This window comes from Capnocytophaga ochracea DSM 7271 (assembly GCF_000023285.1).
Classification (GTDB): domain Bacteria; phylum Bacteroidota; class Bacteroidia; order Flavobacteriales; family Flavobacteriaceae; genus Capnocytophaga; species Capnocytophaga ochracea.
Map to the genome: position 1 here is coordinate 134,666 of NC_013162.1, position 16,243 is coordinate 150,908.

Sequence of the window (16,243 nt, forward strand, 5' to 3'; positions counted from 1 at the left end):
TTCTTTATTGTAATCTAATCTTAAACTTCTTCATTGCAAGGCTTAAGAAAATTACCGCCATTGCTATTAATATCAGCGTTTCTTTCCATACGTAAGTGAAATCCAATCCTTTGAGCATTACTTTCTTTACGATAGCGTAGTAGTAACTAGAGGGGAAGACTTTGGATATTCCTTGAAAAACAAGGGGCATATTCTCTATGGGGAACATAAAGCCGGTAAAGAAAGCCGTAGGGAGCATCATTCCCATCATAGCGATGAGCATAGCCGTTTGCTGTGAGGCGGTAACGGTGGATATGAGTAGCCCCAACGACAAACAGATGATGATAAACAAGGTGCTCTCGGCGTAAAGCAACAGCAAATTGCCACGTATCGGGACATCGAGCATATAGACCGATAGCAGGAGTATCACGGTGAAGTTGATGAGCGAGAGAATAAGGTAAGGAACGGCTTTAGCAATGAGTATCATTATAGGTTTGAAAGGCGATACCAAAAGGATTTCCATAGTACCCAACTCTTTTTCACGCACTACCGCTACCGAGGTGAGGGCAGTGCTCACTATCATAAAGACGAGCGCAATCACCCCAGGGACGAAGTTCATAGAGCCATTTTGCTCCTCGTTGTACAGCATTCGGTTTTCAACGGTTATCTGGTAGGGTAGTTGCACAGCAGGGTTCAGCTCTTGCTGATAGCTCGCTACCATAGCCGAAAGGTAGTTCTGCACTGTTTTAGCCGTATTGGGGTCGCTCCCATCGGTGATGAGTTGTAGCGAGGTACCACTGGAGGTGTAGAGATCTTTGCCGAAATCGGGAGGGAAGATGAGCGCCGCTTTTATGGTGCCACGCTTGAATTGGTCTTCTACTTGGTCGTAACGGAACAGAGGCTCTTTCAGCTTAAAATACGGACTTGCCTGCAAGCGGTGTGTGATTTCTTGGCTATAAGTGTTGTTTGCCTCATCTAATACAGCGATACCAATATTCTTGACTTCGCTGCTGAGGGCTTGACCGAAAAGGATAATCTGCGCTATGGGGATACCGAAGAGTATCAGTAGCGTGCGACGGTCGCGGAATACGTGATAGAATTCCTTGCGTATAAAGGCGATGAGCTGTTTCATATTAATAGGTGGGCGAATTGCCATTTAATAGGTAGGCGAATTGCCATTCGCCCCTACGGGGTTATTCATTACGTTTTGCTTTACGGGCGAGTTGGTAGAACACCTCGTCCATTGAATGAGTGTTAAACTGTGATTTAAGGTGGGTGGGCGTATCCATTGCTTCTACTTTGCCGTCTACCATTATGCTGATGCGGTGGCAGTATTCGGCTTCGTCCATATAGTGGGTGGTAACGAATACGGTGATGCCCTGTGCGGAGGCTTCGTATATCATATCCCAGAACTGTCGGCGCGTTATCGGGTCTACGCCACCGGTGGGCTCGTCTAAGAACACGATTTCGGGACGGTGAAAGATAGCCACCGAGAAGGCGAGCTTCTGTTTCCAGCCCAGTGGTAGCGAACCTACGAGTTTATTGGCTTCAGCCTCCAAGCCGAGCTTGGTGATAAGGTCGGTACTGCGGGTTTTGATTTCCTTGCGACTCAAGCCATAGACACCTCCGTAGAAGGTGATGTTTTCCTGCACGGTGAGGTTGTCATACAGCGAAAACTTCTGACTCATATAACCGATGTGTTTTTTTATCTGCTCTTGCTCTCGATAGACATCGAAGCCCGCTACGGTAGCCTCGCCTGAAGTAGGGTACGAAAGTCCGCAGAAGATGCGTATAGCGGTGGTTTTCCCCGCACCATTGGCACCGAGGAAGCCGAAGATTTCGCCTTTTTCAACGGTAAGGGAAATGTTGTTCACGGCTTTGAAATCGCCGAATTGCTTTGTTAGGTTGTTACATTGTATGGCTGTCCTCACCCCCGTTCCCCCTCTCCCAAGGAGAGGGAACAAGCCGTTATAGGGAGTGGAAGTGGTGTTAAGGTTCTTTTTCATTAGTATTTCTTTTTTGAATTAGGCTTTGTTAAAATTTGATACTTCGACAAAGCGCATTCCGCATTAGTGGTTAGGCATTCTCCATTAGGCGTATAAAACTATCCTCGATGGTGGGGGTAATGGTTTTCCATTCGAGGTGGGGGAAGGTGTTTTTCAGCTGTTGCTCGAATATGGGAATGTTGGTATTTTCTTTAAGAGTAACGTGTAGGTACTCGCCAAAGGGGTAACAGCTATCAATGTTGGGGTGCTCGCGCAGGTGCTGGAGCAGTGCGTACAGGTCGGGAGCCTTGATAGCATAGAGTGCGGTGGGGTACTGAGCGATGATTTGCTCGGGGGTGCTGGTGGAAAGCACCTTGCCTGATTGTATTAAGGCTATGCGGTCGCACAGGCTGGCTTCGTCCATATAAGGGGTGGAAACGAGTATGCTGATGCCTTGCTCCTTCAGTTTCTTCAGCATCTCCCAGAACTCTTTGCGTGAAACCACATCTACCCCTGTGGTGGGTTCGTCTAACAAGAGGACTTTGGGCTTGTGAATGAGGGCACAACAGAGGGCTAACTTCTGCTTCATTCCCCCTGAGAGCTTACCCGCGCGACGGTTGCTGAACGGCTTTATCTGCTCATAAATATCTTTGATAAGGTCGTAATTCTCGGCGATAGTCGTACCAAAGACGGTCGCGAAGAAGGAGAGGTTCTCTTCGACAGTGAGATCTTGGTACAGAGAGAAGCGCCCAGGCATATAGCCTACGTGCTTGCGGATTTCCTTATAATCCTTAACTATATCCCAACCCTCTATGGTTGCAGTGCCCTCATCAGGCAATAGGAGAGTAGTGAGTATACGAAAGACGGTGGTTTTGCCTGCCCCATCGGGACCTATGAGCCCGAAAAGCTCGCCTTTTTTAACTTCTAAGGAAAGGCGCTGCACGGCGTGGGTATCGCCGTAGGACTTGCTGAGGTTATGTATATTTATGCTTGTCATTTTATTAATTAGCAAATTAGCAAATGTGAAAATTAGCAAATACAATAGAGATTGTTACTTGATACTTCTTGTAGCAATATAGCTTGCGACGTTGTGTTCGTGTAGGTTACCATAGCCATTGGTATCGTCATAAAGGCTTAAGAGCGTGAATCCCGCCTCTAACTGTCCGTTAATTTGCTCTTCTAAGGTGTGTGAAAACTGTATACCACCATTGCTTTTCTGCATCTGGCGTAGGTGTTCTTCGTTATTTAATGGGTTGAAGGGAAGGGTATTTATCAGTGTTTTTTCTTCCTCATCAAATAGATAATTAATACCTATGTCCAAACCTGAAAGCAGTACGCCTCCTTTTTTAAGCACACGGTAGCACTCTTTCCAGAGCGGTTTTACCTTTTCAATATAACAATTAGACACAGGGTGAAATATCATATCAAAGGTATCGTCGGAGAAAGGAAGGGGTTTGCTCATATCTTCTTGTAGAAGTGTAATGAGGTACCCCTCACGTTGGGCAACCATTCTCTCTTGTTCTATTTGCCTATCGGAATAGTCTAATACGGTACATTCTGCACCTAAAGCGGTGAAAATGGGCATTTGCTGACCGCCACCGCTGGCGAGCCCTAACACTTTTTTGCCACGCAAGTCGCCTATCCAATTCTTAGGTACACTTTTAGTTGGGGTGAGTTTGACGGCAAAATTACCGTTTTTAGCTTCCTCAAATTCGGTATGGGAGATAGGTTGCCCCCACTCCCAACCATTATCAATCCAGTTATTGATAGTCTGTTGGTTTATTTTCTGATAGTTTATAGGGTTCATTTTTAGTATTTTTAGTATTTTTAGTTTGTTATTATTTTAGATAAGTACGAGCTACAAGCTTTATTCTTAATAGGCACGAGCTACAGGCTCGCGCCAGCAGGGTGATGCTGTTTACAGGTTAGTTTATGAGATTGCTATTAAGCAAAAGCAAAGGTCTTTGCCTTCGGGGTCTTTTTCTATGTAACAATCTTTTCGCAAGGGATAATCCCAATCGCCGTTAAGGGTTTTTACTTTCTGATAAGGGGGTACGTATACTGTGCCTTTGTCCCAAAGGATTTGAGCATATAGTACTCCGTTGCAATAGGCATAATGCCCAAAAGAGTTCATTTTCTTTGAGGAATAACACGTCTGAAAGTTCTTACGACCGTCGTAATCGCGTAGAGCTTGCGACCCCATAAACTTCTGAGTAAAGCATTCGTTATCCTCACCGAGCTCGTTTTTGTACAATTCGTAGAATGCAGGACGATCTTCTTCGAACGATGCGTAATCGTCGGCACTTATGTGGTAATAGCGTTCATAGCCTGCTACCCAACTTACAAGTACTTTCATCAAATGGGTTTCGATTGCTTCGCAATAGCCCACAGAGAAAAAGTGTTCTCGGTCTACGAGCTCTTTGGTAAGCTTTATGTGTTCTATGAGTTTTAATTTCATTTTCAGTAAAATTGTTATATTTTTGCCACGAATTTAGATACTATACTTATATGCATTACTTATATCTCACTTTAGCGATTGTTTTAGAGGTCTTAGCCACCGCTCTTTTAGGTAAATCGGAAGGGTTTACCAAGTGGTTATTTGCCGTAGGCTCGCTGTTGTCTTATGGTGTTTGTTTTTATTTTTTATCCTTAGCTCTCAAGAATATTCCACTGGGGGTAGCCTACGCTATCTGGTCGGGGGTAGGGATTGTACTGACAGCCATTGTGAGTATTCTTGTTTTCAAAAACAAAATAGACCTGCCTTTTGTACTGGGTTCCCTGCTTATCATCGCTGGCGTAGTGGTGATTAACCTTTTTTCAAAGGCAAATGGACACTGATTTTTCCCCTTATTTTTTATCTTTTCTTCTTGTTATCAAAATAAATACTACGCATATCACCAGTCCTACAAGAGCGGGTTTGGCTACTGACCAACCGCTTGCACCACTGCTCACCACGCTCCATAACAGTTTTAAAAGCGCTGCTAACACTACGGTGTAGAGCAATAAGCGCCATTTTCTCTTCCACGCTGAGACTATCAACAGATAGAAAAAGAGCGGTACACTTAGTGAGAAAAGTATCTTTTTTGTGTCCCACGTGCCTTTGAGATAGTCCATTTCGTAGGCTAAGAAGCCGAGTATCTTAGGGTCGGTTTGTTGTGGAACGGAGAACCAAAACATACTGGTAAATAGGCAAAAGATACTCAATGACACTCCTGCATACGATTTTCTCAAAGCAAAATACACCATAGGCACGATAAAGAGCGGGCGCACATACCAGCTCAATATATTGTGATGTCGCGCAAAAGTCCACTCAAAAAAGGAGTCATTAGTGAGAAAGACTACTATAAAAACTATGGTAAGCAGGGCGAAAACCGTTGCTATTACTTTGTCGTATTTCTTTAACATAGGGTTGTATTTGTTAGTAAGCTACAAAAAATGTGCTAAGAGTATGAGCTACAAGCTCTATTCTTGATAGACACACGAGCCACAGGCTCGCGCCAGCGGGGGGGTTCATATATAAATCTCTTTTTATTGTTCTTTTTTTCTTGCACCTAACCACAATAGGAATATAAGTAGCCACATTATAACACTTTCAGGAAGTATTTTGGTAAGGTTACCTCCATCGCTTGTTAGGGTACTAAATGCAATACTTGCCCAACGTACTGCTAATAAAGCCATTACAAACTGAGCAATATACTTGCCTGCGTTGTCGTTTTTGCGCAGCGCTATAAGCACTAAAGCAACACCCATTACTATGTTTTCGGTAGCTATGATATGCCAAAGATAATTGAATGTTACCTTGCTTTCAGCATCGATGTTGGTGTTTGACAAGGCAGGGAAAAGGGTTGTGAAGCCGTTCATTTCGTGAGTAACGGCAGAGAGTAAGCAAAATACTCCCACTACAAGGTAAAAATAATTACGTATCATATTTTTTTTATAATTGTTACTAATTTAATTTCTAAAATCATTTGTTTTATTTTGGAACTTATATCGGGGTATAGAATTCCGACCAGAGTTGTTCAATCACTCCATACCTGTTCTCCCTTTAAATGAACTGGATAAAGAAAGCCCCAATAATCAGACTAAAAAAAGAAAGAGAAAAACGGACAAATATACATGAAAAACGAAGCATACCCCAATCCCTTAAAACCATCAGAAGAAAAAAGGGAAAACAAGCAAAAGACCTGTTGATAACTTTTTGATATAGTCTATATAAAACTTTATCGGATAAGTAGATATATTATTTTATAGGTAATGTCTTTTTTATCTTGTTGTATTCTTCAATGATAGACCATGTTTTTTTGGTAATTAAGTTATCCCAAGGCCAAGAATCTATTGACCAGCGCATAATCTTATCTAAATCATTGGATAAATTATCACCAAATGATTTAGATGAAATATTATCACGTATGATAGAAAAGATATAAATTGCTTTCTCCAGTTGATGGGCAGGAAAGTAACTATCTTTCTTCTGAAGTTCTGCCTTCAACTCTGATATTAAACAAATTAAATTATTAGCAAAACTTTCCATATGAATTAAATTAAACTGGTTACAGGGTCATCTACCACAAATTTTTGAATTTGCCCTCCGCTTAAGTTCCCTTGAGGAGCAGCAACGCCTTCAAAAAGTAATGTTCCTTTTTTTATTTGCCATTGTTTTATATCTGTCATGTTATTCCATTCGGGCTTAATAGCAAGACTATTACGTGAAGCTGGAAAAGTTTCAAATAAATAACGCCCATTTGCCGTAGCTTTCAAACCCTTGTCATGGAATCTTATACCATATTCATTAGTGCGAGCTGTCAGACGGATAGCCTCGCCCCTGCAACCGTAGAAAATATCCCACGTCGAGCTTCGGGGGTTGAATATACGTAGCGTGGTGCCGTACTCGGCATCGGGCTGTTTGTTTTGCAAACGCTCCGAGCGTGAGGGGACAATAAAAACATCTTGTATCGCCGTACCTTCCAACACCCAAGAGAAAATCCATTCGCCTTTTACGCGTCTGAGTTCGTCGGCTTCCAGATGGTCTACCCATTCGATATTCCATTCGCCCACCAAAGCACCGAAAAAATCATATTCTTCCGGTATGCGTGGGTCTTTTTTGTCATAATGCAATGCTTTGATAAATTCGTTCATAAATTATTAGATATTTTTGTTGCTATTATAATGACAAAGATACGAATTTTTTGTTTTTCTCCCTATCCTCTCCTATACAATTTCTCTTTCCATACATATTTCATATGTGTAGGGGAATATACCTAAAACTAATAAGGAAAGATGTTGAAAATAGTCACTTTTCTTTGGTCAGTTTATTTTTTGAACACTACTTCTCCGTACATTCCTATCTTTAAAAAGCCGTCGTTTTTAACCTTTACTTTGATAGCATAGACGAGATTGGCGCGTTCAGATTTTGTTTGAATCGTTTTGGGAGTGAACTCGCTCTTTTGGGATATCCAGATAATTTCGCCTTGATAGGTGCGGTATGCGCCTTTTCCGGCATCGGTGCGCACGGTAACTTGCTGTCCTAACTTGATTTGGGATAGTTGGTCGCCAGTGATGTAGGCTTTGAGGGTTAGTACATCGGTATTAGCGATTTTATAGAGAGGCTTTCCAAAGGTCTGCATTTCCCCTTTGAGGGCGTAGTTGACGAGTACTGTGCCCGCAATGGGGTTGATAATTTCACCCTGATTGATTTGCTCTTGAACAGCCTGAGCATTCTTTTGCAGAGGGGCTTCTTGGCTTAATACATTGCGGTTTTGCGTGTTGATGTTGGTGAGACTGACCTTGAGTTGGTTTTCGGTTACGGCTATCTGCTTGCGAAGCTGGTCGATGAGGGCGGAGAGGTCGTCCAATTGCTTTTGTGTGGCAGCCCCACCACGTACTAAGTTCTGCGTACGCGTAAGTTCACGTTCCTGTTGGGCGAGTTGTGCGCGCTGTACTTCGAGTTGGCTACGAATGAGTGCCACCTGGTCGGCAGGGTTTTGGGTTTTCTCTTTGAGTGAGGCAATAGTGGCTTCCACCTGCTCTTTCTGTATCTTGAGGAGGGTGACGTTTATCTGACCGACCTTTTGACCTTCGGTAAGAGTTTTGCCTTCTTCTACATCGTAGTCGATGAGTTGCCCTGTCTGTTGGGCAGAAACAATGACTTCGTCGGCTTCGAAGTTGCCAGAAGCGTCGAATTTGTTCTTATTATTGCAAGCTATTAAAGCTATCAATGTGGTAATAAGTGCTATCTTTTTCATTTTCCTGTAATTAATTGATGGTTCTCTTGAGCTTGGAGGAGTTGTATTTGGTGCAGGATAAGGGTTTGCTGAGCGAGATGCCAAGCATTGACTTTCTGCAAGTATTCGTGAGTGGTGATAACCCCGTTGTCTAATTGTACTTCGGCTGCTTTAGCGACAGAGTGGCGCAAAGTTACCGATGCTTCATCTTGTTCTATGAGCTTTTGCAGCTTTTTGAGTTGCTCAGACTGTTGGGTGAGTTCGAGTTTTGTGTTGAGTAAAAAGGCTTGTCGGTCGGTTGTGAGACTCTCGCGGTTGAGGCGCAAAATATGTCTCTTGCTCGACAAGTTGTATAGCGGACTTAGATTCCACTGCAAACGGAGCCCCGTGATGTAATAGAAATCAGCTTGGTTGCTGAGCATATTGAGTGTGGGACGCCCGTAACCGCCTTGAAAAAACGCACTGAGCTTAGGTATATATTCGCTACTGAGCTGTTTTTCTTGCGCTTTAAGCAACGATTCCTGTAGCTGAAATCCTTTGAGTTCAGGACGAAAAATTTCGGTACTTACGCTTTGAGACTGGGATTGAGGCGCAGGTTGTGCGAGCTGGGAAGCGTTGGTGAGCTCTTTGCCTATGAAAGTAGACAGCATTTGCAAATAGGTAGCTTGGGTGGCTTCGTACTCGGTGGTTTGCATTGTCACGCGGAGGATTTCGGCTTTAAGCTCGTCTACATTGCTGGGAAGGGTCGTGCCGTTTTTTAGGGCTACTTCCGCCTTCTTAAGTTGCGACTCAAGCGTTTCGATATTGAGGCGGTTTTGCGATAACTGGGCATTGATGAGGAGTACCCCAAAATATAGGTTACTCACACGTTGTTTTAGGGTGTATAACTGCGTTTCGACCGCTTGTGCTTGCACGGCACTTTGAGCTTTGGCAATAGCCTTCTGACTGTGAATCGTACCACCTCCATAGAGAAGTTGGCTTACCTCGCCCACCACCTTGTATTGCTCCTTGTCGATGGTAGGCAAAGAGACGTTAGGAGGCAGTGGGAGTGCTCCTACAATGGTTTTAGAGAGGTCGGTTACTTCCGACTGGTAAGTGGCTTGCCCTAGGATAGAGACCTGTGGGAGGTAAGCACGGTTGGCATTGGCAAGGGTATAGTCTTCGGTTTTGGCTACCAAATCGAGCTTTTTGACGGCGGGGTAATTCTCACGAGTAAGACGATAGCAGTCCTCCAAAGAAAGGATAGCCTGCGCTTGCGCGGTGAGAGTGAGGGCTATAAATGCGGTAAGTGTTAAGATAAGGTGTTTCATAGTGGCAATCCTCACCCCCGTTCCCCCTCTCCGAAAGAGAGGGGGCAAGCCATAAAACAGAGTAAAAGACTGATGAATTAAGGCTTTTAGGGGTATTATAGTGTTAATAAATTAATTTAACCATTTGGTTAGGGTATAGATAAAAAAAATGTTATTTAGCCTCCGTTCCCCCGAAGGGGGACAATCCGCAAAGACAATTGTTTAAGAGAAATCGTATTATTATTTCCATAGCATCGCTTTAATCCATTGTGGGATAAGAGTTTTACGCTGGAGCATTAGGGCTTTGTACTGTTCTTCGGGTATGTTGACAATTAAGGTTAGGATAGGTTTTGCAATGAAAGGAAATATTACCAACCCGATGACGTTTAGGATAGCTTGCATTAGGTTAGGCTCTGTGATTTCGCCACGAGCTACAGCTTCGGCATATTGACGGGTGAGCACAGAGTGAGTAAGTGCCTCTTTAATAGGGTTTTGCTCTACAAATGCTTGCGGGTTAGGACGCACCTCATTGAGTATAAAGGTAGGTAATTCGGGTTCTTTGAGGAGTAAATCGACGTAGTTAGAGACGATGAGGTCTATTTTCTCATCGAGAGAGGTATTTTCGTCGTTCAGCATAAGGTTTACTCCTTTAAAGAATTGCGCCATTGTTTCCATCATTACCATTTCAAAGAGTTTTTCTTTACTACGAAAATAATAGTTGAGCATTGCGTGGTTGATACCCGCTTCTTCGGCAATGTCGCGAGTGCGTGTACCTGCAAAACCTTTCTGATGAAAGACTTTGCGGGCAGCGGCTTTGATGCGTTCTTCGGTGCTTATATCTTTTGTCTTCTTCATCGTTACTTCTGATTTTCGGGGGCAAAGGTACAACGAGTTTTTGAATTAACCAAATGGTTAGAACAAAAATTTAAATTACATAGTACGTAGGTAGTAGTAACAATCTAAAAGTCATATATTTACATATATAAATAAAAACCTATGGGTAGGTGAAAAATTAGAAAATTAGCAAATTAGGGAATTAGAAAATTAGGGAATTAGCAAATGGGAAGTGTAGTTAATGGTTAATGGTAAATGGTAAATGGTGAATAGTGAAATTGGGAGAGAGGTATACAAAGCTTATAGAATAATTAAAGAATGAGTGGCTCTACAGTGGCTCTACAGTGGCTCTACAGTGGCTCTACAGTGGCTCTACAGTGGCTCTACAGTGGCTCTACAGTGGCTCTACAATGAAGACTAACCAAAGATTAATTGAATACTAACTGAATAGCAATTGAATTTAGAATATTACTAATATCAATCAAGGGTTGAATTAATTGATGTGAGTTTGATGTGAGAAAGGGAAATTAGCAGATTAGCAAATTTGTGAATTTGCTAATTAGTTCGTACCTTTGCGCCCTGAAAATGTTAATTATTAACTGTCAATCGTTAGTTAAAAATATATGACTTCGCAAGAAATAAGAGAACAATTCCTAAAATTCTTTGAAAGCAAAGGGCACACTATTGTTCCCTCGGCTCCTATGGTGGTTAAAAACGACCCTACCCTGATGTTTACCAACGCTGGTATGAACCAATTTAAAGAGTTCTTCCTTGGTAATGCTAAACCTAAATACAAACGCGTAGCCGATACTCAAAAGTGTTTGCGCGTATCGGGTAAGCACAACGATTTGGAAGAGGTAGGTCGGGACACGTATCACCACACGATGTTTGAGATGCTTGGCAACTGGTCGTTTGGCGATTACTTCAAAAAAGAAGCCATTAGCTGGGCGTGGGAATTGCTCACCGAAATATACAAAATTCCCAAAGAAAACCTCTATGTAACCGTTTTTGAAGGCAGTGAAGAAGACGGCGTGCCTTTTGACCAAGAAGCCTATGATATATGGAAAGAACGGATTGCCGAAAACCATATACTTCTCGGAAATAAAAAAGATAACTTTTGGGAAATGGGTGACCAAGGTCCTTGTGGTCCTTGTACCGAAATTCACGTGGATATCCGTTCAGATGAAGAAAAAGCCAAAGTGCCAGGTCGCGACCTTGTGAATAACGACTACCCTCAGGTAATTGAGATTTGGAACAATGTGTTTATGGAGTTCAACCGCAAAGCCGACGGTAGTCTCGAAAAACTACCTTCTCGCAACGTGGATACAGGTATGGGTTTTGAACGCCTCTGTATGGTTTTGCAGAAGAAACAATCAAATTACGATACCGATGTGTTTACCCCACTGATTCACAAAGTGGAAGAGATTACCCAAAGTAGATATACCTCAGGCGACCGTGTAACTGCTGAACAAGAACAAGTAAACATTGCCATTCGTGTGATTTCAGACCATATTAGGGCTGTGGCTTTTGCTATTACCGACGGTCAGTTGCCCTCTAACAATGGTGCTGGTTATGTGATACGCCGTATTTTGCGTCGTGCTATTCGCTATGGTTTTACTTTCTTAAACCAAAAAGAGCCGTTTATCTACAAATTAGTAGAGACACTCTCTAACCAAATGGGAGGTACTTTCCCCGAATTGGAGAAACAGCAATTCCTGATTATGAGCGTCATAAAAGAAGAAGAAGCCTCTTTCTTGCGCACGCTTGAACAAGGTTTGCTAATGCTAGATGTGATGATACAAAACAGTCCTGGCAAGCAACTATCGGGCGGTAAAGCCTTTGAATTATACGATACTTACGGCTTCCCCAAAGATTTGACAGCGCTCATTCTTTCGGAGAAAGGGCTCACTATGGACGAAGCTAGTTTTGAAGAACAATTACAAAAACAAAAAGAGCGTTCACGTGCAGCAGCTCAAATAAAAGCTGACGACTGGGTAATACTCCGCGACGACGATGAAGAGGAGTTTATAGGCTATGATACCTTAGAGGCTGTGGTGCGATTGGTGAAATACCGCAGAGTGGAAAGTCAGAAAGACGGTACTCATTTTCAGCTGGTATTCAACACTACTCCTTTCTATCCGGAAGGAGGTGGACAAGTGGGTGATAAAGGTACTCTACAAAGTGCTAACGGTGAGCTTATCTATATTTTAGATACCAAAAAAGAAAATAACCTTATCATTCACATTTCAGAACACCTGCCTACTAATTTAAACGACCCTTTCAAAGCAGAAGTACATTCAATATCACGTGAAATGGCAGAAGCTAACCACAGTGCTACCCACCTATTACACCAAGCCCTACGCGAAGTATTGGGTACACACGTTGAACAGAAGGGCTCTCGTGTAGCTCCTGAAACTTTGCGCTTCGACTTCTCTCACTTTGCTAAACTTACTGAGGAAGAGCTCAAAAAGGTAGAGCAATTGGTAAACAGACGTATTTTTGAAAAAATTCCTTTGCAAGAGCATCGTAATATTCCTATGCAACAAGCAGTGGAATCAGGAGCTATGGCACTCTTTGGTGAAAAGTACGGCGACCGTGTGCGTATGATTCAGTTTGGTGATAGCAAAGAGCTTTGTGGGGGAACTCACGTAAAGAACACAGGCGATATTTGGTATTTCAAAATCATCTCAGAAGGTGCAGTAGCAGCAGGTATTCGCCGTATTGAAGCGATTACCCGTGGAGGAGCTATGAAGTATTTTACAGAACAAGAACAGCTGGTAGAACAAATAAAAGAAACGCTGAAAAACGCGCAAGACCCTGTAAAAGCGATTAGGCACTTGCAAGAAGAAAATGCAGCTTTACACAAAGAGCTTGAACAGTTGAGAAAAGAACAAGCTAAACAACTTAAAACAAGCATCAAAGCTGAATTTACAGAAGTAAATGGTGTTCAGTGTCTCGTAAAACAAGTAGATGCAGAAGTGGCAACTCTCAAAGACCTTGCTTTCGAGTTAGGTAATGAGGTGAAAAATGCTTTTATATTCTTTGCATCAGCTCACGAAGAAGGCAAAGCACTCTTGTTATGCTATATCAATAAAGATTTGGCACAAGCCAAAGGATTAGATGCTGGTAAGATAGTACGAGAACTGGGCAAATACATTCACGGAGGAGGTGGCGGACAGCCATTCTTTGCAACCGCAGGAGGTAAAAACCCCGGTGGTATTACCGAAGCACTTTCTAAGGTTAAAGATTATTTATAATGAACTTTTTAGCTCATATTTACCTTTCGGGCGAAGGCGATGAACTGCTCACTATTGGCAACTTTATCGCCGATACCGTACGAGGCAAAGAATACTTACAATACCCCGAAGCAATGCAACGGGGTATTTTATTACATCGTAGAATAGACACTTTCACCGATGCACACACTATTTTCCGGAAAAGTAAACACCGATTGGTGCCTACTTACAACCATTACGCAGGGGTGCTGGTAGATATTTTTTACGACTATTGTCTTGCTAAACATTGGAAAGAATATTCTGATAAATCCTTAGAACAATATGCTCAACACTTCTACGATGCCTTAGAACGCCATCAACACTTGCTCAACGATAAAGCTCAAACTTTGAGCAAATACATCATTGCCGAACGTTGGTTAGAAAGCTATCAAACCTTTGAAGGCATCTGCTCCATATTATACCGAATGGATAGGCGTACAGACTTTGTTTCGAAAATGCAATATGCCATAGAAGATTTAAAAAGAGATGAAAAATTATATGAAGAAGAATTTACTCAGTTCTTTAAAGAAATACAAATGATGTAATTACAAAAACTTTTCAGTAGAATTGATTGTTTCTTAGTAACATTTCTACTTAACACAACATTCATATAATTATCTAATAAACAAATAGATATACATTTATAAATAAAAAAACATCTTCAAAAATCATAAAATTATTTGGCTAATTCAAAGATTATTCGTAATTTTGCCATAATTTTTTAAGGGCATAGAGTATTAATTTATCATTATTGTTTCATTCTTTCCTATTAGAAATAACCCTACTAAAATACTCTCGTTCCTAATTAGGAAATACAAATTTTATTATCAGCAAATGGCTGAAAACACTCAAAATCCAGAAGAGTTCTTACAGAACTTTGATTGGGACAAATACCAAGAAGGTATTGACAGCGTACAAGAAGACCAATTGAAAAACTTCGAAGAATTGGTTAAAAACAATTTCGTTGACACTCAAGACAATGAAGTAGTAGAAGGAGTAGTAACTCGTATCACTGACAGAGAAGCGATTATCGACATCAACGCTAAATCAGAAGGCGTTATCTCTCTCAACGAGTTTCGCTACAACCCGAACCTCAAAGTAGGTGACAAAGTAGAAGTGCTTATCGATATCCGTGAGGATAAAAACGGTCAGTTAGTACTTTCACACCGCAAAGCACGTACGCTTAAAGCTTGGGATAGAATTAACTTGGCACACGAAAACGGCGAAATCGTAAACGGTTTTGTAAAAAGCCGTACCAAAGGCGGTATGATAGTAGATGTATTTGGCATCGAAGCATTCTTACCTGGTTCACAAATCGATGTGAAACCTATCCGCGATTACGAACAATTCGTAAACAAAACAATGGAATTCAAGATTGTGAAAGTAAATCACGAGTTCAAAAACGTAGTGGTTTCTCACAAAGCGCTCATCGAAGCAGATATCGAAGAACAGAAGAAAGAAATCATCAGTCAGCTCGAAAAAGGACAAGTACTCGAAGGAGTTGTGAAAAATATCACTTCTTACGGTGTATTTGTAGACCTTGGTGGCGTAGACGGATTGATTCACATCACCGACCTTTCTTGGGCTCGTATCAATCACCCAAGCGAAGTGGTATCGGTAGACCAAAAACTCAATGTGGTAATCCTCGATTTCGACGACAACAAATCACGTATCCAATTAGGTTTAAAACAGCTTAGCAAACACCCTTGGGACGCTCTTGCTGACGACCTTAAAGTAGGCGATAAAGTAAAAGGTAAAGTAGTGGTGATTGCCGACTACGGTGCTTTTGTAGAAATTGCTGATGGTGTAGAAGGTCTTATCCACGTTTCTGAAATGTCTTGGAGTACTCACTTGCGTTCTGCTCAAGATTTCGTAAAACTCGGCGACGAAGTAGAAGCTGTTATCTTGACTCTCGACCGCAACGAGCGCAAAATGTCTTTGGGTATTAAACAACTTACCCCAGACCCTTGGATTAACATTACTGAAAAATATCCAGTAGGTTCTAAACATACAGGTACTGTTCGCAATTTCACTAATTTCGGTGTATTCGTAGAACTCGAAGAAGGTATCGATGGTCTTATACACATCACCGACCTTTCTTGGACTAAGAAAATTAAACACCCATCAGAATTTGTAAACTCTGGTGATAAGATTGAAGTAGTAGTACTTGAATTAGATGCCGAAGGACACAAATTGTCATTAGGGCACAAGCAAACCACTCCTAACCCTTGGGACAAATACGAAACTGAATTTGCCGTAGGTACAGTTCACAAAGGTACTATTTCTAAAATGGTAGATAAAGGTGCTACAGTTCCTCTCAACGACGATATCTTAGCGTTTGTTCCTTCACGTCACTTAGAAAAAGAAGACGGAAAGAAATTAGGTAAAGGAGACACTGCTGATTTCAAAGTAATTGAGTTCAATAAAGAATTTAAACGTGTAGTAGCTTCTCACACTGCTATCTTCAAAGAAGAAGAAGAGAAAATAGCTAAAGAAGCTGCTGTAAATACCAGCTCATCTACAGTCGAAAAATCAACACTTGGTGACCTTGAAGCGTTACAAGAGTTGAAAGACAAGATGGAAAAAGAGAAGTAATTTAGTTTTTTTCATAATTTTTTGTTTTAATGAGGAAAAGTCGTTGCTGGGAAGTGACGACTTTT

16 protein-coding genes are annotated in these 16,243 nt (G+C 41.8%); 4 read left to right on the forward strand and 12 right to left on the reverse strand.

The annotated features are described in order from the left end of the window. Window positions 1-4: 4 nt before the first annotated feature. From COCH_RS00580 to COCH_RS00600, 5 genes are all read right to left on the reverse strand, one after another. Window positions 5-1,135: an ABC transporter permease gene (locus COCH_RS00580; protein WP_012796900.1), complete on the reverse strand. Its 1,131-nt coding sequence runs from the start codon at window positions 1,133-1,135 to the stop codon at window positions 5-7. Window positions 1,136-1,172: 37 nt separating this feature from the next. Then, window positions 1,173-1,985: an ABC transporter ATP-binding protein gene (locus COCH_RS00585; protein ID WP_012796901.1), complete on the reverse strand. Its 813-nt coding sequence runs from the start codon at window positions 1,983-1,985 to the stop codon at window positions 1,173-1,175. A 70-nt stretch (window positions 1,986-2,055) separates the two neighbouring features. After that, window positions 2,056-2,961 carry an ABC transporter ATP-binding protein gene (locus tag COCH_RS00590; protein WP_012796902.1) on the reverse strand — a complete coding sequence of 302 codons (906 nt, stop codon included), beginning with the start codon at window positions 2,959-2,961 and terminating at the stop codon, window positions 2,056-2,058. A gap of 54 nt (window positions 2,962-3,015) precedes the next feature. After that, window positions 3,016-3,771 carry a class I SAM-dependent methyltransferase gene (locus COCH_RS00595; RefSeq protein ID WP_012796903.1) on the reverse strand — a complete coding sequence of 252 codons (756 nt, stop codon included), beginning with the start codon at window positions 3,769-3,771 and terminating at the stop codon, window positions 3,016-3,018. A gap of 123 nt (window positions 3,772-3,894) precedes the next feature. Then, complete coding sequence (locus COCH_RS00600; protein WP_012796904.1) at window positions 3,895-4,422, reverse strand: hypothetical protein; 528 nt, start codon at window positions 4,420-4,422, stop codon at window positions 3,895-3,897. A 50-nt stretch (window positions 4,423-4,472) separates the two neighbouring features. On the opposite strand from COCH_RS00600, the gene COCH_RS00605 reads away from it, so the two are divergent. Next, entirely contained in the window at window positions 4,473-4,802 is a 330-nt protein-coding gene (locus COCH_RS00605) for a DMT family transporter (protein ID WP_009410711.1), read from the forward strand. Between the two features lie 9 nt (window positions 4,803-4,811). Here COCH_RS00605 and COCH_RS00610 read toward each other — a convergent pair whose 3' ends face one another. From COCH_RS00610 to COCH_RS00640, 7 genes are all read right to left on the reverse strand, one after another. Then, a complete protein-coding gene (locus tag COCH_RS00610) occupies window positions 4,812-5,369 on the reverse strand; it encodes a hypothetical protein (RefSeq protein ID WP_012796905.1) in 558 nt (185 codons plus the stop codon). A gap of 123 nt (window positions 5,370-5,492) precedes the next feature. Next, complete coding sequence (locus tag COCH_RS00615; RefSeq protein ID WP_012796906.1) at window positions 5,493-5,891, reverse strand: hypothetical protein; 399 nt, start codon at window positions 5,889-5,891, stop codon at window positions 5,493-5,495. 313 nt (window positions 5,892-6,204) lie between these two features. Beyond that, window positions 6,205-6,495 carry a hypothetical protein gene (locus tag COCH_RS00620; protein ID WP_002672917.1) on the reverse strand — a complete coding sequence of 97 codons (291 nt, stop codon included), beginning with the start codon at window positions 6,493-6,495 and terminating at the stop codon, window positions 6,205-6,207. Between the two features lie 5 nt (window positions 6,496-6,500). Beyond that, on the reverse strand, window positions 6,501-7,100 hold the full coding sequence (locus tag COCH_RS00625) for a hypothetical protein (protein ID WP_012796907.1): 600 nt from the start codon (window positions 7,098-7,100) through the stop codon (window positions 6,501-6,503). A 173-nt stretch (window positions 7,101-7,273) separates the two neighbouring features. Further along, entirely contained in the window at window positions 7,274-8,206 is a 933-nt protein-coding gene (locus COCH_RS00630) for an HlyD family secretion protein (protein ID WP_012796908.1), read from the reverse strand. After that, a complete protein-coding gene (locus COCH_RS00635) occupies window positions 8,203-9,495 on the reverse strand; it encodes a TolC family protein (RefSeq protein WP_012796909.1) in 1,293 nt (430 codons plus the stop codon). The genes COCH_RS00630 and COCH_RS00635 overlap by 4 nt, the downstream gene beginning before the upstream one ends. 219 nt (window positions 9,496-9,714) lie before the next feature. After that, window positions 9,715-10,329: a TetR/AcrR family transcriptional regulator gene (locus COCH_RS00640; protein ID WP_012796910.1), complete on the reverse strand. Its 615-nt coding sequence runs from the start codon at window positions 10,327-10,329 to the stop codon at window positions 9,715-9,717. A 602-nt stretch (window positions 10,330-10,931) separates the two neighbouring features. Between COCH_RS00640 and alaS the strand changes: the two genes are divergently transcribed. The 3 genes from alaS (at window position 10,932) to rpsA (ending at window position 16,178) form a co-directional block, all read left to right on the forward strand. Continuing rightward, window positions 10,932-13,565, forward strand: a complete 2,634-nt coding sequence (gene alaS, locus COCH_RS00645; RefSeq protein ID WP_012796912.1) for an alanine--tRNA ligase — start codon at window positions 10,932-10,934, stop codon at window positions 13,563-13,565. Next, complete coding sequence (locus tag COCH_RS00650; RefSeq protein WP_012796913.1) at window positions 13,565-14,128, forward strand: acyl carrier protein phosphodiesterase; 564 nt, start codon at window positions 13,565-13,567, stop codon at window positions 14,126-14,128. Before alaS ends, COCH_RS00650 begins: the two co-directional genes overlap by 1 nt. A gap of 289 nt (window positions 14,129-14,417) precedes the next feature. Further along, entirely contained in the window at window positions 14,418-16,178 is a 1,761-nt protein-coding gene (gene rpsA / locus COCH_RS00655) for a 30S ribosomal protein S1 (protein ID WP_012796914.1), read from the forward strand. The last annotated feature ends 65 nt before the right edge of the window (window positions 16,179-16,243 follow it).